Raw genomic sequence first — 20,543 nt, forward strand, 5'->3', positions numbered from 1 at the left:
ACCCGTTCCCATGCCGAACACGGAAGTTAAGCTCTTCAGCGCCGATGGTAGTTGGGGGATCTCCCCCTGTGAGAGTAGGACGTCGCCAGGCAAATATAAGAAAGAGTAGCTCTTAGGGGCTGCTTTTTTTGTTTTGGTTAGAAGTTCTTTTTCTGAGAGATAAAATATTAGGTAGTAAATGGTAAAAGACGCATAAAACGAAAAATTGACGCAATAATGGCCGAAAAAGACGCAAAAAATGAAAAAATGACGCAATAAAGGTCTAAAAAGACGCAAAAAATAACAAAAAGACGCAATTATCACAAATACAGGAAAAGTTATACCTAAACAAACGGTACTAGCACCGTTAAAACAGGCACACACGTCCAAGATGCGTCACATTTTCACACAAAAACAACGTAACTTATACGATTTTGCAAGCTTCATAGCTTTCTACCCGCACATACTACGGGACATCCCACCACATCCATTACCCGACCCAATATAATAATCAACTTTCCAAATACCCAAAAATGATCTCCATTTCCAACCAATATCTACCCTTCATTTAAATGAATTCAGCAACATTTCCCACCCAATATCTTTTTTCCACAATCTTTTTTATAGAGACATACACAGACAGGGCGATTGTAACATAAGATAAATTACACTTGATTATTCTGTCAGTTTAAAAGTTTGAAATAATGTATACAATTGGTGGTTTTGAGGCAGAATAGGTTGTATGGAGGTGGAGAGCCCTATGTTAAATCCAGAGCGTAAGGCGGCTTTAGAAGAGTGTATCGTTTGTCACGTTGAAAAGAAGATTGGAATCCATCTATACACATCGTTTATCTGCACAGAATGTGAGAAAGAAATGGTTCAGACAGAAACAAATGATCCTTTGTATAAAACATTCATTCAACGGTTAAAAAAAGTGAATACTCCTCAAATCTATTCATAACCAGGAAGTACATTTGGTTATGATTTTTTTTGATTTTAGTAGGTAAAAAGTTTTCCTTGTTCCCTGGAGCATTGAACAGCCTGGGTGTGATACGATATGAGTGGATATTTTTTTGAGGAGATTTAGAGTATGAAACGAGATCAGAGGAGAACCCCTCTTATTGAGGCGATAGAGAAGCATCGGTCTGCCAAGCCTATCTCTTTTCATGTGCCGGGTCATAAAAACGGTTTATTGATGGATGATCAACCATTTTATCAATCTGATGTTACAGAGTTAAGCGGATTGGATGATTTACATGATCCTCATGAGGCGATACGTGAAGCGGAGGACTTGCTGACGGATGTATATGGGACGATGAATAGTTATTTTTTAGTGAACGGAAGTACAGTTGGAAATATTGCAGCCATTCTTGCTTCATGCTCACCGGGAGATCCCGTTTTCGTTCAAAGGAATTGTCATAAGTCGGTATTAAATGGAATCAAGCTTGCTAAGGCTGTTCCTATATTAATAGAAACAGAGTGGAATGACGAGGGGACCGCCCTTGGTATCCGTCTAGACGCTTTGAAAGAAGCATTGAAGGCATTTCCCCGGGTGAAGGCGTGTGTCCTGACGTATCCAACTTATTATGGGTTCACGTACCATATTGATCAGATAATCAAGGAATTACATAAACATGATGTGACGTGTATCGTTGATGAGGCACAGGGTGCTCATTTTATATTGGGCAGCCCTTTTCCGGAGTCTGCAATTGAATGTGGAGCGGATATTGTCGTCCATTCGGCTCACAAGATGCTCCCGGCCATGACGATGGGGTCGTATTTACACATCACAAGCCCAAGAGTGAGTGAGCGTAAAGTGAAAGAGTATTTAACTATGCTACAATCAAGCAGTCCATCGTATCCGATTATGGCATCCCTTGATTATGCCAGGTCCTATATCGGGACTTTTACGAAAGAAGATAAGGAACAGAACCTGAAAGAGATCCATAAGTTTGTACAAGCATTAGAGGGGGTTCATCCTCAACTTGTTGTAAAGGTATCGGCTGATCCACTAAAGCTTGTCATGAAGCTTGCGGGGAGGTCAGGGTACACTCTACAACAGTTATTAGAGTCGGAGGGAGTTTATCCGGAGCTTGCTGACCCCGATTATGTACTACTGATTCTTCCATTACTGAAGAAAGATCGATCTTTTCCTTATCAAGAAGCGATCAATCGAATACAGAGGGCATTAGGGAATGAACCGATAATAGAAAAGATAAAGATTCATGAAACAAATCGTTCAAATAGCCAAGAGTTTTTTACTACATTGGCATTAAGCTTTGAGGATATGGAAGAGAAAGAGGAAGCACTCATTCCCCTTCACGCAGCAGAAGGAGAAATTTCAGCGGGAATGGTCACTCCTTATCCACCGGGAATTCCTCTGTTGATTCCAGGAGAACGAATCACCTCTCACGCCATTGAGCGTTTAACAGAGTATGTAAAGAATAAGGCAAACATTCAAGGTCATCACCGCTTAGATGAAAATCGTTTGTTTGTGTATCGATAAGCAAGTGGAGGGAAAGACATGTCAAAAGGATTGTTTATTACAGTTGAAGGCCCTGAGGGAGCCGGTAAATCAACGATACTAACGGAACTATATAACCGATTATTACAGGAAGGCTTCAATGTCATTCAGACGAGGGAGCCTGGAGGCATTTCCATTGCTGAACAGATTAGAGAAGTCATTTTAAATACAGGGAACACGGAAATGGATAAACGGACGGAAGCTCTTTTATATGCTGCAGCGAGACGACAGCATTTGGTCGAAAAAGTGATTCCCGCACTTGAAGAAGGGAAGATTGTGATTTGTGATCGATTTATTGATAGTTCCCTTGCTTATCAGGGGAATGCCCGTGGAATCGGTATGGAAGAGGTCATGGATATCAATCAATTTGCCATTGAGGATAAGATGCCGGATCTAACGTTATATTTTGATATCGATCCCGAAGAAGGGTTAAAGAGAATTGCGAAACATAATGGGAGAGAAGTGAACCGATTGGATCTGGAGTCGGTTGATTTCCATACGCGCGTCAGGGAAGGGTATCAGAAGTTAATAAAACAATATCCTGATCGTATTCAAGTCATCGATGCCAGCCAGAGCAAAGAAGCTGTATTTGGTGATGCATATGGTATCGTGACCGATTACTTAAACAAGTAAGTTTGGTGAAAATAAAAAGGCGGACTTCTAAGCAAAAATTGGTGCTAAGAAGTCCGTCTCTTTTTTGGATGAAACATGTATGTAGAACCTGTTCAATGATATAATAGAAGGAAGTATATGGCTTTAAAACGGAGGAATTGATTAATGAAGGTAATTATGGCAGTTGTACAGGATAAAGATAGCAATCGTTTGTCCAATGCCCTGATGGAACATAATTTTCGTTCGACGAAATTAGCAAGTACCGGCGGGTTTTTGAAGTCAGGGAATACCACGTTCATTATTGGTACAGAAGATATTCGTGTAGATAAAGCGTTACAGGTTATTAAAGAAAACTGTCAGTCACGGGATCAGATGGTGGCTCCTGTTTCTCCCATGGGTGGGAATGCAGATTCATACGTGCCTTACCCTGTTGAAGTAGCCGTTGGTGGGGCGACCGTATTCGTTCTTCCTGTAGAGCAATTCCATCAGTTTTAAAGTGAGGGTTTAACCTATGAAAATTAACCAGGACCATCGGGTTTCCTTAGATAAAGTAACGAAAGATCAGAAATCTAATGGAACAGGTCAAGTTAAATTCGGGCAGCTTGTTCATAAGCACGATCAGAAAATGCAGATGGAACAGCTCAGTAAACTGCTCGTCACAATTGAAGATGCCGGCAGTCGTTTAGCCAAATCAAGATCATTTAAAGATCTTGCTAAATATAAAACATTGGTCAAAAAATTTGTGCGTGAGGCCGTAGATTTCGGGATGGACTTGAAGCAATCTCATACGTGGAATCAGTATGGTGAAGGCAGAAAGCTCAATATAGTAGAAACCATCGATCAACAGCTGGTTGACCTGACGGAAGATGTTTTAGATAAAGAAAAGAACTCCATTGATATTCTGGGAAAAATTGGAGAAATAAAGGGATTGCTTATTAATCTTTATATGTAAGAGAGTGATGTTAAGACATGTTGTTTGAAGAGATACAACCATTTCAGCCCGTCGTCCTTCAGATGCTTCAGAATAGTATTGTAAAGGATCGTGTCGCTCATGCTTATTTATTCGAGGGTGAAAAAGGGACACGAAAGAAAGAAATGAGCATCCTGTTTGCGAAAGCTTTGCTATGTGTGAACCGTGTAGATGGAAAGGCATGTGAAAGCTGCTCCAACTGCAAAAGGATCAATCATGGAAATCACCCGGACCTACATCTGGTAGAGCCGGACGGTCTTTCGATCAAGAAGGATCAGATTAAAAGTTTGCAAGAAGAATTTTCGAAAACGGGTGTGGAATCCAAGAAGAAGATTTACATCATTGTTCATGGAGATAAAATGACAGCGAATGCGGCTAATAGCCTGCTTAAGTTTCTTGAAGAGCCGTTAGCTGATACCACAGCGATACTCATCACAGAAAATATTCATCGCATATTGCCTACTATTCTTTCACGGTGCCAGACAATTTCCTTTAAGCCGTTACCGAAAGAACAGCTGACAAAACAGTTATTGGAAGAGGGGATCCCACCCCATTTTGCGACGCTTGCAGCCAATTTGACGAACCATTATGAGGAAGCTGTAGAAATATGTCAAAATGAGTGGTTTGCACAAGCAAGAATAATAGTGTTAAAATTATATGAAGTCCTCCAGAAAAGTCCCTTCCAAGCAATGGTCAAAATACAGGAGGATTTTGTACAGCACTTCAAAGAAAAAGATCAAGTCGATCGAGCATTAGATCTTTTACTTCTAATATATAAAGACTTACTTCATATCCAGTTAGGAAAAGAAGAACAGCTCGTGTACCCGGACCAAAAGGAAAACTGGAAATCAAACGCACTTCAAGTATCTACCAATCGTCTTTCTACTAATATGACGGCGATACTTGAAGCAAAACGCAAGTTAAACGCCAATATGAATTCGCAGCTGCTAGTAGAACAGCTTATGCTAAAACTGCAGGGGTGATGGTCCTTTGTACGATGTTGTAGGTGTACGCTTTAAAAAAGCGGGTAAAATCTATTATTTCGATCCGGGTGAATTGGATATTCAGAAAGATTCTTATGTAATCGTTGAAACCGTTCGCGGGATCGAATTTGGAAAAGTAGTCGTAGAGAGAAAGCAAGTCGGAGAAAATGATGTAGTGCTTCCATTGAAAAAAGTGATTCGTATCGCTGATCAAAAAGATCGATTAATCGTAGATGAGAACAAATCATCTGCGACGGAAGCCTACAATGTATGTTGTGATAAAATTAATCAGCATCAATTAGATATGAAACTGGTAGATGTAGAGTATACATTTGATCGTAACAAAGTCATATTCTATTTTACGGCTGATGGACGAGTTGATTTCCGAGAGCTAGTAAAAGATCTAGCTTCCATTTTCCGTACGCGCATAGAACTTCGTCAGATTGGCGTTCGAGACGAAGCAAAAATGCTGGGTGGTATTGGTCCTTGTGGCCGCATGTTATGTTGTTCTACCTTTTTAGGTGATTTTGAGCCGGTATCCATCAAGATGGCGAAGGATCAAAATCTATCCCTTAATCCAACGAAGATTTCAGGTTTATGCGGACGTTTAATGTGCTGTCTGAAATACGAGAACGACGAGTATGAAACAGCGAAAGCGGAATTACCTGATATCGGAGAAGTGATTAAGACACCTCATGGAAAAGGTAAAGTGGTAGGTCTTAATATTCTGGAACGTATTCTTCAAGTGGATATTAAAGAAGAAGAGCGGGTTCTGGAATTCACATTAGATGAAATCATGAACGTGGGTGCCGTATCATTCCAAGCCACAGAGTAACGGGGTGTAGTGTCGTGGATAAAAAAGAGTTCTTTGATTCAGTCAGTAACATGGAACAACAAATTGGTCATTTATATCATCAATTAGGTGAGCTCAAGCAATGTCTAGCTGAAATGTTGGAAGAGAATAATTCGTTGAAGCTTGAAAATGAGCATTTGCGCCGTAGACTGGAACAAACAGAGAACTCACCAAAAAAGGTACAAACAAACAGCGATGCGGGTACAACGAGTGAGTCAGACTTAGAAGATAAAGCACTGGATATAGGAGAAGGGTATGACAACCTTGCTCGATTATACCAGGAAGGATTTCATATTTGTAATATACATTTCGGAAGTCCACGGAAGGATGAAGATTGTTTATTCTGCCTCTCATTCTTAAACAAGAAGTGAGGAAATCTTCATCCTTCTGAATAAAATACAGATGAAAAAGGACTGATCCATACATATGGGATTGGTCCTTTTTAATCGAAAAGCGGAGGGGCTTTGCCCCCCTATTTAAAAACTTTTGAAACTACATATAATAGAAGAAAAAATGGAGGAAACCTATGGTCGAGTTAAAAGAAGATGAACGTTTAGATTATTTATTGGCCGAAAATATGAGGATCATACAAAGTCCATCTGTTTTCTCCTTTTCAACAGATGCTGTACTATTGGCCCATTTCAGCTATTTACCGATTCACAAAGGGAAAGTGGTGGATCTATGTTCAGGTAACGGCATCATCCCCTTATTGCTAAGTGCGAGAACCAACGTTGACATTACGGGGGTGGAGATTCAAGAAAGATTATTTGATATGGCACAGAGAAGTGTCGAGTATAATGGTCGTCAAAATCAAATAACCATGAAGCTGGGGGATGTGAAGGAGATCGCTCAGCTCCTTCATCATTCACACTATGATGTCGTGACATGTAATCCTCCATACTTTAATACTCCACCCGGTGATAAAAGAAACGTAAACGAACACTATGCGATCGCCCGCCATGAAATCCTTTGTTCCCTTGAGGATACCATTCAAGCTTCAAGCTATCTCCTGAAGCAAGGAGGAAAGGCTTCCTTCGTCCATCGTCCAGGTCGTTTGATGGACATCCTCTCGTTGATGAGGAAGCATCGTCTTGAGCCTAAACGATTGCGCTTCGTATATCCGAAGCCGGGAAGAGAAGCTAACACCATCTTAATAGAAGGAATAAAAGATGGGAAACCGGACCTGAAAATCCTGCCACCTCTTTATGTGTACGATGAAGAGAACAAATATTCAAAGGAAGTATATGATATGCTGTTTGGAAAGAATGAAGATAAGGACTAAAGAAATGAGGAGGTGAGCGATTCAATGAACCAACAGAAAAGCTTTCAGGATAGTGAAAAAGGAAGTTTGTATCTTGTCCCTACACCGATCGGGAATTTAGAGGATATGACGTTTCGAGCCATCCGCATGATGAAGGAAGCGGCAGTGATTGCGGCTGAAGATACAAGAAATACTAAAAAATTATGTAACTACTTTGAAATTGATACGCCGATCATCAGCTATCATGAGCACAATAAAGAAACGAGCGGACAGAAGCTGATTGAACGTATGGAAAGAGGCGAGCTCGTTGCCCTTGTAAGTGATGCAGGAATGCCATCCATTTCAGATCCGGGGTACGAACTGGTGAAAGAAGCAATCGATCACGAAATTGCTGTCATTCCATTACCGGGAGCTAATGCAGCCCTTACTGCTTTAATCGCTTCAGGATTGGCCCCCCAGCCATTTTACTTCTATGGGTTTTTACATAGAGGAAAAAAAGATAAAAGAGTCGAGCTTGAAACATTAAAATCGGTGGAAGATACATTTATCCTGTATGAATCACCACACAGATTAAAAGAAACATTAAAAGAATTACATGCGGCTTTAGGGAATAGACAAATCGTTGTTTGTCGTGAGCTCACGAAGAAATTCGAGGAATTCATCCGTGGATCACTGGAAGAAGTAATGGAATGGGCAAACGATGGGGAAGTACGAGGCGAATTCTGCTTATTAATTGAAGGAGCGGGTCCGTTGGAAAAAGTAGAGGAAGACGTCTGGTGGAGCCACTACTCCCTTCTGGATCATGTGCAGCATTACATGAACGAAAAAAGCATGACCTCCAAAGAAGCCATCAAACAAGTCTCAAAAGAACGCTCCCTTCCAAAACGGGAAGTTTATCAAGCTTATCATGTTGAATAGAAGAGTGCAGAGATGCAAAATCCAAAAAAAGGACCGAGTCGATTTAGACTCGGTCCTTTGATATATGAACAATAAATTATTTTGTTTGTAGTGAATCCTGGATTTCTTTTAGTAATTGATCTGCACCTTCACGGCTAAGAACCAATTTACCGTTAGCAAGCTTGATGTTATCATCAGAAACTTCACCAGTGATTTGGCAAGTCATGCTTGGCTTATACTTCTTTAAGATGATTCTTTCGTCATCCACATAGATTTCTAAAGCATCTTTCTCAGCAATACCTAATGTACGACGTAATTCGATAGGGATAACGACACGACCTAATTCATCAACTTTTCTTACAATACCTGTAGACTTCATTTGAAAATCTCCTCCAAATAAATATTATTTATATCTCTCTAGTTCGTCAATATTCGACAAATTTCTTTTGTTGTTTCTATCATACCAACGATTAGGAATATCGTCAATAATTATATCTGTAAATTATTAAGAAAAAATGGATAAAAAAATGTTGTTTTAATAAGGTTTACGGTTTGTTGTAAAAAATTGTATTACCAATTAAATATTATTGTAATGAAAGTAATAAGTGAGAGAAATGTCGAATTTTCTTTATTTAACCCATTTATTCGACAAAATTAGACAAAAACCTTCACTAGTTTCGACAATATTAAGATTCAACATTGTTTAGTTGCAGAAACCCTGTATTTTAGGTATATTTTGATGAGATAAGAGGTTAAGATGATAGGTAAGGCGCAGGTAATGGATGTACGTAACAATTATGCCACTATAAACCATACGGAGGCCCCTATGGCTTTATGGGGGTAGATAAAAAAGAGGAGGAACAGAAAGTGGAAGAAAAGTTGAACACCTTCTATATTACAACACCGATTTATTATCCAAGTGGAAATTTACATATTGGACATGCTTACACCACGGTTGCTGGTGATGCAATGGCCCGTTATAAGAGAATGCGTGGATTCGACGTCATGTACCTGACAGGAACGGACGAGCATGGACAGAAAATTCAACGTAAAGCTCAGGAAGAAGGAATTACTCCTCAAGCATATGTAGACGGGATCGTTAGTGGAATTAAAGATCTTTGGGGGAAATTGGATATTTCATATGATGATTTTATCCGTACGACAGAGAAGCGTCATAAGGATATCGTGGAAAAAATCTTTCATCAGCTTGTGGAACAGGGAGATATTTACTTGGACCAGTATGAAGGCTGGTATTGTACACCGTGTGAATCCTTCTTTACTGAGCGTCAATTAGAAAACGGAAATTGTCCTGATTGTGGCAGAACCGTTGAAAAAGTGAAGGAAGAATCGTACTTCTTCAAAATGAGCAAATACGCTGACCGCCTTCTTGCTTACTATGAAGAAAACCCTGAATTCATTCAGCCTGAGTCCCGGAAGAATGAGATGGTGAATAACTTCATTAAGCCTGGTTTAGAAGACTTGGCCGTTTCAAGAACAACCTTTGACTGGGGAGTGAAAGTACCGGGAGATCCCAAGCATGTCATTTACGTGTGGATCGATGCCCTATCCAACTATATTACAGCTCTGGGCTACGGCAGTGAAAAAGATTCCAATTACTTAAAGTACTGGCCTGCGGATGTTCACTTGGTCGGAAAGGAAATTGTTCGTTTCCATACGATTTATTGGCCCATCATGTTAATGGCTTTAGATCTTCCGCTTCCTAAGAAGGTTTTCGCTCATGGATGGCTTCTGATGAAAGACGGAAAAATGTCAAAATCAAAAGGGAATGTAGTCGATCCTGTCACCCTTATTGATCGTTACAGTCTTGATTCTCTTCGTTATTACCTGTTAAGAGAAGTGCCATTCGGTTCTGATGGAGTCTTTACGCCTGAAGGATTTGTTGAACGCATCAACTTCGACTTAGCCAATGACTTAGGTAACCTGTTAAATCGTACAGTGGCCATGATCAATAAATATTTTGATGGGGTCATTCCAACATATGTTGATTCTAACGGTGAATTCGATCAAGCCCTCCTGGATGTGAACAAAGAAACCGTGAATAAATATGAAGAAGCAATGGAAAACATGGAGTTTTCTGTAGCTTTGTCCAGTCTATGGCAGTTAATCAGCCGCACGAATAAATACATTGATGAAACTCAGCCTTGGGCCCTTGCTAAAGACGAAAGCAAAAAAGAAGAGCTTGGCAGTGTGATGAGTCATTTAGCTGAATCATTACGAAGAGTCGCTGTTCTTTTACAACCGTTCTTAACAAGAACTCCTAAGAAGATTTTTGAACAATTGAATCTTCATGATGAAAGAATGCACACATGGGAAAGCCTGGAGAGTTTCGGGGCCATTCCAGCAGGAACGGAAGTGGTGAAAAAAGGAGAACCGATTTTCCCTCGACTTGAACTTCAGGAAGAGGTAAACTTCATCAAAGAGAAAATGCAAGAGCCTGCTCCTGTTGTTGAAGAAAAGAAAGAGCCTGCTAAAGAAGAATCAGAGGAAATCGGAATCGATGATTTCATGAAAGTTGAGCTTCGAGTAGCGGAGGTCATTGGAGCTGAGCCGGTTAAAAAGGCGGATAAGCTTCTGAAGCTGCAATTGGATCTTGGCTTTGAAAAACGACAAGTTGTGTCAGGAATTGCTAAATTCTATCAGCCGGAAGATCTGGTTGGGAAAAAAGTGATTTGTGTGACAAACTTGAAGCCGGTAAAACTGCGCGGAGAACTTTCACAAGGAATGATTCTTGCTGGTGAAGAAAATGGAACGCTGTCTCTTGCTTCCATCGACCAGTCTTTACCAAATGGGACAAAAGTAAAATAAGTAAGGTATTTATGTTTTTGTCTTTAAAGGGATGTTCCACGTGGAACATCCCTTTAGTATATTGAGATAAAGAAAATTCGGGATGATAATTGTTATGTTAGTAATTGTTTTCTCTCATTACTATATTGAGAAAACAATAATAAAGAAAGAAACAGATTGTTATGGTTCTGTGACTAAAATAGATAGAATGAAGAGTAAATGCGAATGGAACAGTATAAATAAAAAATATCCAAAGAAACCATAATATGTAATATTAATGTTACATGAATGTGATGCTTGTCATGCTTTTTTATATTAAACTTATCTTTATTACAAGGAGTGTCTTACATGCTATTTGATACACATGTTCATTTGAATGCTGAACAATTCGACGAAGATCTGGAGGAGGTAATTTCAAGAGCAAGAGAAGCTGGAGTTGAAAAGATGGTGGTCGTCGGCTTTGATCGTCCTACGATTAATCGGGCGATGGAGCTCATTGAGCAATATGAATTTTTATATGCCAGCATCGGTTGGCACCCAGTGGATGCAATTGATATGAAGGATGAAGATTTAGCTTGGATAGAAGAGCTCTCAAATCACCCTAAAGTAGTTGCCATAGGGGAAATGGGACTTGATTATCACTGGGATAAATCACCGAAAGATGTTCAAAAAGAAGTGTTTCGAAAACAAATTCATTTAGCTAAAAAGGTAAAACTCCCAATTATTATACACAACCGTGATGCCACACAAGATATAGTGGATATCTTAAGAGAAGAAGGAGCAGAGGAAGTTGGAGGGATCATGCATTGCTTCAGCGGAAGTCCTGAAATTGCTCAAGAATGTGTGGATATGAATTTCTACATTTCTCTGGGAGGTCCCGTAACCTTTAAAAATGCGAAAAAGCCAAAAGAAGTAGCAAAAGAAATTCCGTTGGAAAAGCTTCTGATCGAAACAGACTGTCCTTATCTGGCACCTCACCCGAACAGAGGGAAGCGAAATGAACCTGCATATGTGAAGCTGGTAGCAGAACAGATTGCGGAGCTTAAGGAAGTATCATTAGAAGAAGTAGAGAACATAACAACCGAAAATGCAAAAAAGTTATTCAACATAAACTGACATCATATATTGTCGAGAATTGAGAGAGCTTGTCCTAATAGCAAGTGAAAACAAAAAGTTCTACATAGGTTTCTGCTTTCATAGGATAATCATGTCGATAACTCTCTCTTTTCTTTTTCTCTTCTTTTATGCATAATATGGTTTGTGTTCCCTCGAGTTTCAATATTTTGCTAGATTAAGTTAAAAGAAGTAAGGGTTGACAGTCACTGGATTACTCTATATAATCACTCCGAGAAAAGGGGGCGTTTTTCATGAAGTTTAAAACCATGAAAAGCCTGTTTTCCAAGTCTTTGAGTCGAAGGAAATGGATTGTTACAATCGGAACATTGGTAACATCCGCAGCTGTATTTGGAATTCTTTTTTACGAAGGATCTAAAAACACTGTGGCATTGACCTTAGACGGCGAGCAAAAAGAGATTAGGACGCATGCGAATACCATTCAAGATATATTAAAAGAATTAGAGATTTCAACCCGCTCACAAGACTATTTGTACCCTTCGGGGAATACGAAGGTCTCAAATAATATGAACATTGTTTGGGAACCGGCAAAACAGGTAGAAGTAGTAGTAGGGGATCAGACGAAAAAGGTCTGGACGACTGCTGATACAGTAAAAGAGTTACTCTCTGAAAATGAAATTAAAGTAGGAGAACATGATAAGGTCAAACCCGGCTTATCAGAAAAAGTAACAGGGGACATGAACGTAAAGATTGATCCCGCATTTTCACTTAAGCTTGTGAACGGCGGAAAAGAGCAAAAGGTATGGTCTACTTCGACTACGGTCGCTGACTTTTTAAAGCAACAAGGAATTACACTTAAAGATGCAGACCGTGTTGAACCAAGTTTAGACAAAGTTGTTAAAGCAAATGATGTCGTAAATGTCGTTCGAGTTGAAAAAGTCACCGATGTAGTGGAAGAGACAAAGGATTTCACCGTTATTTCCAAGAAGGATTCCGATCTTTCAAAAGGAAAAGAGAAGGTCGTTCAAGAAGGTAAAAACGGCTTGGTTGAAAAGAAATTTGAAGTTGTGAAAGAAAACGGCAAAGAGGTTTCCAGAAAATTAGTTAGTGAAAAAGTAGTGAAAGAAAGCCAGGATAAAATCATTAATGTCGGAACAAAGGTTTTAGTGGCTCAAGTTTCACGTGGAAGTTCATCATCTAATTCATCTGCAACAGCCTCAGCTGCTCCAAGTGGAGGAAGAGAGTTTTATGTGAGCTCTACAGCTTACACTGCATCATGTAACGGATGCTCAGGCTATACAGCTACAGGACTCAACCTGAAATCAAATCCGAATGTTAAAGTGATCGCAGTAGACCCTTCTGTCATTCCTTTAGGAACAAAGGTATATGTAGAAGGCTATGGCTATGCCGTAGCTGCAGATACGGGTGGAGCAATCAAGGGGAACAAAATTGATGTATTCTTCCCGTCTAAATCAGATGCCTATCGTTGGGGAAGAAAAACAATAAAAGTAAAAATATTAAACTAAGAGCAGGGGTGTTCTCCTGCTTTTTTTTATTTATCGGTGAAAACCGTTATAATAGCTTTAGGTCTTCAATGATTAGACGAAAATGAAAGCAGAAATGTTTCAACTTTTTGGAGGAATTATGAAAATTAAAGAAATCATCGTAGTGGAAGGAAAGGATGATACGGTAGCCATTCAACGTGCTGTCAATGCAGATACGATTGAAACGAATGGTTCTGCTGTGTCTCCGGCTACTATAGAAAAAATAAAACACGCCCAGGAAAAAAGAGGCGTAATCATCTTTACCGATCCGGACTACCCGGGTGAACGTATCCGGAAGATTGTAAGTGATGCGGTACCGGGTTGTAAGCACGCCTTTGTACATAAGAAGGATGCGCTGCCAAAGTCAGGTAGAGGGATAGGTGTAGAACATGCTTCACCAGATATCATAAGAGAGTCTTTAAGAGAGGCCCATGTGCTGGATGTTGAGCAAGAAGAGGTCATTTCGAAAGAGGATCTGATTGATGCTGGTTTAATTGGCAGTTCTCAGGCGAAAGATCGAAGAATTGCTCTTGGTGAGAAGCTTAGAATCGGATACACTAATGGAAAACAGCTGCACAAACGATTAAGGATGTTCAATATTCAAAAAGAAGAGTTTAAGAAAGCTTTAATGGAAATTATTCAGGAGGAAGAAAATGCATAAAGATATTGCCACCCCGATACGCACGAAAGAAATATTAAGTAAGTATGGTTTCTCGTTTAAAAAGAGCCTGGGTCAAAACTTTTTAATTGATCCCAATATCCTCAGGAATATAACGGAATACGCAGGGTTATCCGAGAAAACCGCAGCCATTGAGATTGGACCGGGAATCGGTGCGTTAACAGAACATCTTGCGCGTACCTCAGGAAAGGTCGTCGCATTTGAAATCGATCAGCGACTCATTCCTATTCTGGATGATACATTATCCCCTTACAATAACGTTAAAATCATCAATGAAGATATTTTAGAGGCGGATGTAGAAGCCATTATTAATAATGAGTTTGTAGGGTTCGACGATATTATGGTAGTGGCCAATCTCCCTTATTACGTCACAACCCCTATCATTCTTAAGCTGTTGATGGAAGGTCTTCCAATCAGGGGAATCTGTGTCATGCTTCAAAAAGAAGTAGGGGACCGTATTTCAGCACAGCCCGGAACAAAAGCGTACGGATCTCTTTCGATTGCCATCCAGTACTATACAAAGGCCGAGATGGTCATGACTGTCCCGAAAACGGTCTTTATGCCTCAGCCGAATGTAGACTCAGCCGTCATCCGTCTAACGAAGCGTGAGAAGCCTCCTGTCGAGGTGATCAGTGAAGACTTCTTCTTTATCATTACACGCTCGTCTTTTGCTCAAAGAAGAAAGACCATCCTGAACAATTTAAGCAGTCAGCTTCCTCAAGGAAAGGAAAAGAAAGACATGATCCTTGAGGCCTTATCTGCAGCCGGGATTGAACCCACACGCCGTGGAGAGACACTGTCGATACAGGAATTCGGCCGGTTGAGTGATGCGCTATACCCGAATTTCAATTAAAGCTTGGATAGATGGCTAAACGTGAAAATGCGTTTAGCCTTTTTTTTGTTACCGTGTACTCCGCAGGGAACTCCCATTTTATTGACACCGAATAATAGAGGGTTGCATAGGTTATCACAGGGAATATTTACTTAATTAAGGATAAGGAACGTGTTGAGAAGGATATGACAAACGTTGATCCTCCTCGGCTTATTTATTTCCTTTTTTGATTTAACGAATGTTTAGCCCACGGGAGTGACTGATGTGAATATCGAAATCAATGATGTCGTAGGTCGCCTTTCATATCAATGTGATATTTTATTCAGGGTAATAGATATCCGCATGATAGATGGCCAAAAAACGGCAGTACTGTATGGTGAAGATTTTCGATTAATAGCGGATGCTCCTTTTCATGATTTGAAGAAGATGGACCCTAGAGAGCAGGAACGTATTACACAGGAGTTTCGTTCAAAAGAGGAACAATCTCTTGACCTATTTCGTCAGGATATAGAGCTTCTGAAGTATAAGCAGGAATATAGGGTAACGAATGCTTATCGAGACGATTATAACTATTTCCAGGTTCCAGGGAAAGTGCTTCATCTTGATGGAGATCCCAGCTATTTAAGGAAGTGTCTAGATCTTTATGAAAAAATTGGTGTCCCGGTAAAAGGTGTTCACTGCAGCGAGACAGAGATGCCTGAACGGATTGGGGCACTTATCGATAAATATAGACCGAATATTATTGTTTTGACCGGTCACGATGCCTATTCCAAGGCGAAAGGGACCAAAGCTGATATTAACGCCTATCGACATTCTAAATATTTTGTTCAGGCAGTGCGGGAAGCACGCAGCAAATCTCCACACCTGGATCAGTTAGTGATATTTGCAGGTGCCTGTCAATCCCACTTTGAATCCCTGATCCATGCTGGAGCCAATTTTGCCAGCTCCCCGTCCAGAGTCAATATCCATGCATTGGACCCGGTGTATATCGTGGCTAAGATTTGTTTTACGGGGTTTAAGGACTCGGTTAATGTGTGGGACGTCATCCGCAATACGTTAACAGGAGACAAAGGGCTTGGGGGAATCGAGACGAAGGGTGTCCTTCGTACAGGGATGCCCTATAAAATTTCAGAAGAAGAATAGGGAATGTTCGACAAAAATCAAATAGACCTTACAATTTACTGCGTGAATTGTAAGGTCTATTTGGTGTTTGGATGTATAGACTAGTAAGGTGGGTCTTTTAGTGGTTTTTATGCTTGCCGCCTCTGGGCAAAGCCCCCCTGCTTTTATTGTTATCCAGCTCCGGGGCTTAGAGGCTCGAGGTCATAAGTCAAGCATGCCAAAAAGGCAAAGGACGCCTTTCCGGCATGCTCGTCTTATGCTTGTCGCCTCTGGGCAAAGCCCCTCCGCTTTTATTGTTGTCCAGCTCCGGCGGCTAGTCCCTCGAGGTCATAAGTCAAGTGCATCAAAAAGGCAAAAAAACGCCTTTCTGATGCACTCGCCTTATGCTTGTCGGGCCTGACCAAGCCGCCTCCGCTTTTATTGTTTACATAATTTTTGAAGGGTTGGGGAATGTTAGGTGTGTAGAAAAAACGTACTTTTTGTTGAATAAAATATATTGACAGGTGTTCCATGTTCTTGTTAAAATAATAAATTTATTTGACTAAAATTACATAATGTGTTATATTTGATTATAGTGAGGTGGAAGCGAAATGCCAAAAACATTAGCCGACATTAAAAGATCCCTTGATTCTAATCTTGGGAAACGTTTAATGCTTAAAGCAAACGGTGGACGTCGAAAAACAATTGAGCGTTCAGGTGTTCTAGCCGAAACGTATCCTTCTGTATTCGTGGTTCAACTGGATCAAGAAGAGAATGCGTTCGAACGAGTTTCTTACAGCTATGCAGATGTTCTCACTGAGACAGTTCAATTAACATTTTATGATGAAGCAACAGGAAATATCATCTTTAGCCAGCAGTAGACAATCGTTTGCTGCTTTTTTATTTGTCCAATTTTCAGGAAGTACATAGTTAGAGGATTCCGCTTTTGTTATGTTTTGTCCTTTTGTACACATACTAAACGTGTGGTACATCTAAAGGAGGTAGACTTATGAGCAGAAGAAGAGGAATCATGTCTGATCAATTAAAAGAAGAAATCGCTCAGGAATTGGGGTTCTATGATGTTGTTCAGAAGGATGGTTGGAGTGGAATCACGTCACGAGATGCAGGTAATATGGTGAAGCGGGCAGTTGAACTCGCAAGTCAGCGATTATCTGAAAATCGTCCTCACTAACTCTTTTTGCGCATCTTTTATCAGTACCATATACAGGGTCGCCTTAAAAGTGTAGTGCTTTTCAGGTGGCCCTTGTTTTAATAAGGACAAGACATTCTTTCCTATCAGTACTTAACGTGATAAAATAACATACTTGTATGAGTATGTTTAGAAGTTAACACTCTCGATAATAAGTGTATGATACAATATAACAAAGAGTATTGGTAAGAAGGTGATGATATGAGGTTATTAGTGAAGGCGCCGGCAAAAATTAACCTATCACTTGATGTTTTACATAAACGTTCAGATGGTTACCATGAAGTTGAGATGGTTATGACTACAATTGATTTAGCAGATAGAATTGAGCTTACGAATCTTTCTGATGATACGATTAAGATTCTCTCGCATAATCGATTTGTACCGGACGATGGAAGAAATCTTGCCTATCAGGCTGCACAGCTTTTAAAGACCAGGTTGAATATCAAAAAAGGGGTAGCCATATCCATTGATAAAGTGATACCTGTAGCAGCAGGATTAGCAGGCGGGAGCAGTGACGCAGCAGCAACCTTAAAAGGGTTAAATCGATTATGGGATTTAGGTCTCAGTATGGATGAGCTGGCAGAGCTTGGTTCCGAAATTGGTTCAGATGTATCTTTCTGTGTTTACGGGGGTACAGCTTTAGCATCAGGGAGAGGCGAGAAAATCAAACATCTTCCCGCCCCACCTAATTGTTGGGTCATATTGGCAAAACCAACAATTGGGGTTTCGACAGCCGATGTTTATAAAAATTTGGATTTGAAAAACATTACACATCCGAATACAAACGCCATGGTTTCAGCTTTAGAACATGGAAATTATCATGATATATGCTCCAATCTTGGGAATGTGCTTGAATCGGTCACATTGGATATGCACCCTGAAGTGGCTCAAATCAAGGACCAAATGGAGCGTTTTGGTGCCGATGCTGTTCTAATGAGCGGAAGTGGGCCGACGGTATATGGATTAGTGCAATATGAATCAAGACTTCATCGAATCTATAATGGTTTAAGAGGTTTTTGTGATCAAGTGTTCGCTGTGCGCATGCTGGGAGATTAAGAGCTCTTGCCGAAATCCGTATATTAGTGATATATTTACATTATAATATTCGGATTTAGGAGGTTTCTTTGGTGAAGTTTAAGCGTAGTGAACGATTAATCGATATGACGCATTATTTATTAGAACGCCCCCACCAACTTGTTCCTTTAACTTTTTTCTCTGAACGGTATGGTTCTGCAAAGTCTTCCATCAGTGAGGACTTGACGATAGTAAAGGAAACATTTGAAGGACGGGGCGTGGGGACAGTTCAAACAGTTCCCGGGGCAGCCGGTGGAGTGCAATATGTTCCAAAGGTAAACAGTCAGGAAGCGAAAGAAATGATAGATGAGCTTTGTGTTCATCTGGAAAGCTCAGATCGTTTATTACCAGGCGGATACCTTTACATGACCGACCTGCTCGGTAACCCTCAGCTTATGAAAAGTGTCGGAAAATTACTGGCGTCTGCTTTTGCTGAGAAAGATATTGATGTCATCATGACAGTAGCGACAAAAGGGATACCGATTGCAAATGCCATTGCTTCATACTTAAATGTTCCAGTGGTCATCGTTAGACGGGATAGTCGTGTAACAGAGGGATCGACTGTGAGCATTAATTATGTCTCCGGCTCATCGAAGAGAATCCAATCCATGGTTCTTTCCAAGAGAAGTTTGAAGGAAGGGTCTAAAGTATTGGTTGTCGATGATTTCATGAAGGCAGGGGGAACCATCAACGGTATGAAGAATTTACTGGAAGAGTTCTCGGCTACTTTATCCGGAATAGGCGTTTTAGTTGAATCCAATAGTATCGATGGTCGACTAGTGGATGATTATGTTTCATTGTTAAGATTGTCTGATGTGAATGAAAAAGACAAACAGATTTCATTGACGGAAGGAAATTATTTTCAATCAAATTTAAGATTTCTACCATAAGGGGAGGCATTTAATATGCGTGTAGTTTCTACAAAGCAAGCACCAGCAGCCATTGGTCCATACTCTCAGGGGATTGTCGTAAATAATTTATTTTACAGTTCAGGTCAAATCCCTCTGACGGCAGAAGGTATTATGGTAGAAGGGGATGTAGCGGAACAGACCCATCAGGTGTTCCGTAATCTTCAAGCCGTACTATCGGAAGCCGGAGCGTCATTGGAAACGGTCGTGAAAGCAACTGTATTCATTAAGGATATGAATGACTTTGGTACGATTAATGAAGTGTATGGGGAATATTTTAGTAACCATAAGCCGGCTCGTTCTTGTGTAGAGGTAGCCCGCTTACCTAAAGATGCCTTAGTTGAGATCGAAGTAATCGCACTCGTGAAGTAAAATTCACGGGTGTTTTTTTTGTGTCAAAAAAGAAGTGTAGTTCAAATGAAATAGATGAAAGGATATAAAAAATAAAACTTTTCAAAAAATTTTACAATTTAAGAAGGAATATGTAAATAATTCGTTGAATACATAGAGTAGATTTCATCTAGGGAAAAAGGTGGTGAACAGAATGGAAGTAACAGACGTAAGATTACGCCGAGTAAACACCGATGGTCGCATGAGAGCTATCGCATCTATTACGCTGGATAATGAATTTGTTGTTCATGACATTCGCGTTATTGATGGGAACAATGGCTTATTTGTAGCGATGCCAAGCAAGCGGACTCCAGATGGGGAATTTCGTGATATTGCTCACCCAATTAATTCAGGTACTCGCGGCAAGATCCAAGATGCCGTCTTAGCTGAGTATCACCGTCTAGGTGAGCTAGAAGAAGTTGAGTTAGAAGAAGCTGGGGCTTCCTAATTAGTTCTATAACATCAAGAGCCTACTTTTGTAAGGCTCTTTTTTTTGTCTTTAGAGCCGGTCGTTTAAAAGTGGCAATTCTTACGCTTTTTGTATACCCCGATTTTTAGAGAGATGAAACCTATAATTATTATTTTTTTTATTATAAGGGGAAAGAAAATTCGACATTGATGTTTGAATATATGAAAACACCTTGAAAAACCGGGAGAGCGCCTTTCCGGGTTACTCGTCTTATGCTTGTCGCCTCTGGGCAAGCCGCCTCCGCTTTTCTATGTGTCCAGCTCCGGCGGCTAGAGGCTCGAGGTCATAAGTCAAACCTGCCAAAAAGGCAAAGAGCGCCTTTCCGGCAGGTTCGCCTTATGCTTGTCGCCTCTGGGCAAGCCGCCTCCGCTTTTCTAC

Annotated in this window: 23 protein-coding genes and 1 rRNA gene; 23 read left to right on the forward strand and 1 reads right to left on the reverse strand. The window is 40.3% G+C overall.

All coding sequences use genetic code 11. From position 1 onward, the window contains the following. From rrf to rsmI, 11 genes are all read left to right on the forward strand, one after another. Window positions 1–91 (forward strand): 5S ribosomal RNA (gene rrf, locus DET59_RS18165); the annotation flags it as partial. 648 nt (window positions 92–739) lie between these two features. Beyond that, entirely contained in the window at window positions 740–940 is a 201-nt protein-coding gene (locus DET59_RS18170; RefSeq protein ID WP_258549729.1) for a sigma factor G inhibitor Gin, read from the forward strand. 129 nt (window positions 941–1,069) lie between these two features. Next, window positions 1,070–2,485 carry an aminotransferase class I/II-fold pyridoxal phosphate-dependent enzyme gene (locus DET59_RS18175; protein WP_113971022.1) on the forward strand — a complete coding sequence of 472 codons (1,416 nt, stop codon included), beginning with the start codon at window positions 1,070–1,072 and terminating at the stop codon, window positions 2,483–2,485. Between the two features lie 18 nt (window positions 2,486–2,503). Next, window positions 2,504–3,136, forward strand: a complete 633-nt coding sequence (tmk, locus tag DET59_RS18180; protein ID WP_113971023.1) for a dTMP kinase — start codon at window positions 2,504–2,506, stop codon at window positions 3,134–3,136. Window positions 3,137–3,280: 144 nt separating this feature from the next. Further along, window positions 3,281–3,610: a cyclic-di-AMP receptor gene (locus DET59_RS18185; protein ID WP_044340646.1), complete on the forward strand. Its 330-nt coding sequence runs from the start codon at window positions 3,281–3,283 to the stop codon at window positions 3,608–3,610. A 16-nt stretch (window positions 3,611–3,626) separates the two neighbouring features. Beyond that, complete coding sequence (locus DET59_RS18190; RefSeq protein ID WP_113971024.1) at window positions 3,627–4,067, forward strand: YaaR family protein; 441 nt, start codon at window positions 3,627–3,629, stop codon at window positions 4,065–4,067. A gap of 17 nt (window positions 4,068–4,084) precedes the next feature. Beyond that, window positions 4,085–5,068 (forward strand): DNA polymerase III subunit delta', encoded by a 984-nt coding sequence (gene holB / locus DET59_RS18195; RefSeq protein ID WP_113971025.1) that lies wholly within the window; start codon window positions 4,085–4,087, stop codon window positions 5,066–5,068. 7 nt (window positions 5,069–5,075) lie between these two features. After that, window positions 5,076–5,903, forward strand: a complete 828-nt coding sequence (locus DET59_RS18200; RefSeq protein WP_113971026.1) for a PSP1 domain-containing protein — start codon at window positions 5,076–5,078, stop codon at window positions 5,901–5,903. A 14-nt stretch (window positions 5,904–5,917) separates the two neighbouring features. Next, window positions 5,918–6,292 (forward strand): DNA replication initiation control protein YabA, encoded by a 375-nt coding sequence (gene yabA / locus DET59_RS18205; protein WP_113971027.1) that lies wholly within the window; start codon window positions 5,918–5,920, stop codon window positions 6,290–6,292. A 155-nt stretch (window positions 6,293–6,447) separates the two neighbouring features. After that, window positions 6,448–7,203, forward strand: coding sequence for a tRNA1(Val) (adenine(37)-N6)-methyltransferase (locus DET59_RS18210; protein WP_113971028.1), 756 nt, complete (start codon window positions 6,448–6,450; stop codon window positions 7,201–7,203). 24 nt (window positions 7,204–7,227) lie between these two features. Beyond that, window positions 7,228–8,100: a 16S rRNA (cytidine(1402)-2'-O)-methyltransferase gene (gene rsmI / locus DET59_RS18215; protein WP_113971029.1), complete on the forward strand. Its 873-nt coding sequence runs from the start codon at window positions 7,228–7,230 to the stop codon at window positions 8,098–8,100. Window positions 8,101–8,176: 76 nt separating this feature from the next. Here rsmI and DET59_RS18220 read toward each other — a convergent pair whose 3' ends face one another. After that, window positions 8,177–8,458 carry an AbrB/MazE/SpoVT family DNA-binding domain-containing protein gene (locus tag DET59_RS18220; RefSeq protein ID WP_044340639.1) on the reverse strand — a complete coding sequence of 94 codons (282 nt, stop codon included), beginning with the start codon at window positions 8,456–8,458 and terminating at the stop codon, window positions 8,177–8,179. A gap of 488 nt (window positions 8,459–8,946) precedes the next feature. On the opposite strand from DET59_RS18220, the gene metG reads away from it, so the two are divergent. The 12 genes from metG to spoVG all read left to right on the forward strand — a co-directional run bounded on the left by metG (window position 8,947) and on the right by spoVG (window position 20,144). Next, the gene (gene metG / locus DET59_RS18225) at window positions 8,947–10,905 is read left to right on the forward strand and encodes a methionine--tRNA ligase (protein ID WP_113971065.1); all 1,959 of its coding nucleotides are present in this window, start codon (window positions 8,947–8,949) and stop codon (window positions 10,903–10,905) included. A gap of 327 nt (window positions 10,906–11,232) precedes the next feature. Continuing rightward, window positions 11,233–12,000, forward strand: coding sequence for a TatD family hydrolase (locus DET59_RS18230; RefSeq protein ID WP_113971030.1), 768 nt, complete (start codon window positions 11,233–11,235; stop codon window positions 11,998–12,000). 251 nt (window positions 12,001–12,251) lie between these two features. Next, window positions 12,252–13,484, forward strand: coding sequence for a G5 and 3D domain-containing protein (locus DET59_RS18235; protein ID WP_258549730.1), 1,233 nt, complete (start codon window positions 12,252–12,254; stop codon window positions 13,482–13,484). A 118-nt stretch (window positions 13,485–13,602) separates the two neighbouring features. After that, window positions 13,603–14,163, forward strand: coding sequence for a ribonuclease M5 (rnmV, locus tag DET59_RS18240; protein ID WP_113971031.1), 561 nt, complete (start codon window positions 13,603–13,605; stop codon window positions 14,161–14,163). Then, window positions 14,156–15,034, forward strand: a complete 879-nt coding sequence (rsmA, locus tag DET59_RS18245) for a 16S rRNA (adenine(1518)-N(6)/adenine(1519)-N(6))-dimethyltransferase RsmA (protein ID WP_113971032.1) — start codon at window positions 14,156–14,158, stop codon at window positions 15,032–15,034. The genes rnmV and rsmA overlap by 8 nt, the downstream gene beginning before the upstream one ends. Before the next feature lie 243 nt (window positions 15,035–15,277). Then, window positions 15,278–16,156 (forward strand): sporulation peptidase YabG, encoded by an 879-nt coding sequence (yabG, locus tag DET59_RS18250; protein ID WP_113971033.1) that lies wholly within the window; start codon window positions 15,278–15,280, stop codon window positions 16,154–16,156. Between the two features lie 569 nt (window positions 16,157–16,725). Next, entirely contained in the window at window positions 16,726–16,995 is a 270-nt protein-coding gene (gene veg / locus DET59_RS18260; RefSeq protein ID WP_032085220.1) for a biofilm formation stimulator Veg, read from the forward strand. 128 nt (window positions 16,996–17,123) lie between these two features. Continuing rightward, on the forward strand, window positions 17,124–17,306 hold the full coding sequence (locus DET59_RS18265; protein ID WP_113971035.1) for a small, acid-soluble spore protein, alpha/beta type: 183 nt from the start codon (window positions 17,124–17,126) through the stop codon (window positions 17,304–17,306). A gap of 219 nt (window positions 17,307–17,525) precedes the next feature. Then, the gene (gene ispE, locus DET59_RS18270; protein ID WP_113971036.1) at window positions 17,526–18,380 is read left to right on the forward strand and encodes a 4-(cytidine 5'-diphospho)-2-C-methyl-D-erythritol kinase; all 855 of its coding nucleotides are present in this window, start codon (window positions 17,526–17,528) and stop codon (window positions 18,378–18,380) included. A 71-nt stretch (window positions 18,381–18,451) separates the two neighbouring features. Next, window positions 18,452–19,288: a pur operon repressor gene (purR, locus tag DET59_RS18275; protein WP_113971037.1), complete on the forward strand. Its 837-nt coding sequence runs from the start codon at window positions 18,452–18,454 to the stop codon at window positions 19,286–19,288. 15 nt (window positions 19,289–19,303) lie between these two features. Next, window positions 19,304–19,678, forward strand: coding sequence for a RidA family protein (locus DET59_RS18280; RefSeq protein ID WP_113971038.1), 375 nt, complete (start codon window positions 19,304–19,306; stop codon window positions 19,676–19,678). Between the two features lie 172 nt (window positions 19,679–19,850). Then, window positions 19,851–20,144 (forward strand): septation regulator SpoVG, encoded by a 294-nt coding sequence (gene spoVG / locus DET59_RS18285; RefSeq protein ID WP_032085215.1) that lies wholly within the window; start codon window positions 19,851–19,853, stop codon window positions 20,142–20,144. Window positions 20,145–20,543: the final 399 nt, after the last annotated feature.

This window comes from Rossellomorea aquimaris (genome assembly GCF_003315075.1).
GTDB classification, from domain to species: domain Bacteria; phylum Bacillota; class Bacilli; order Bacillales; family Bacillaceae_B; genus Rossellomorea; species Rossellomorea aquimaris_C.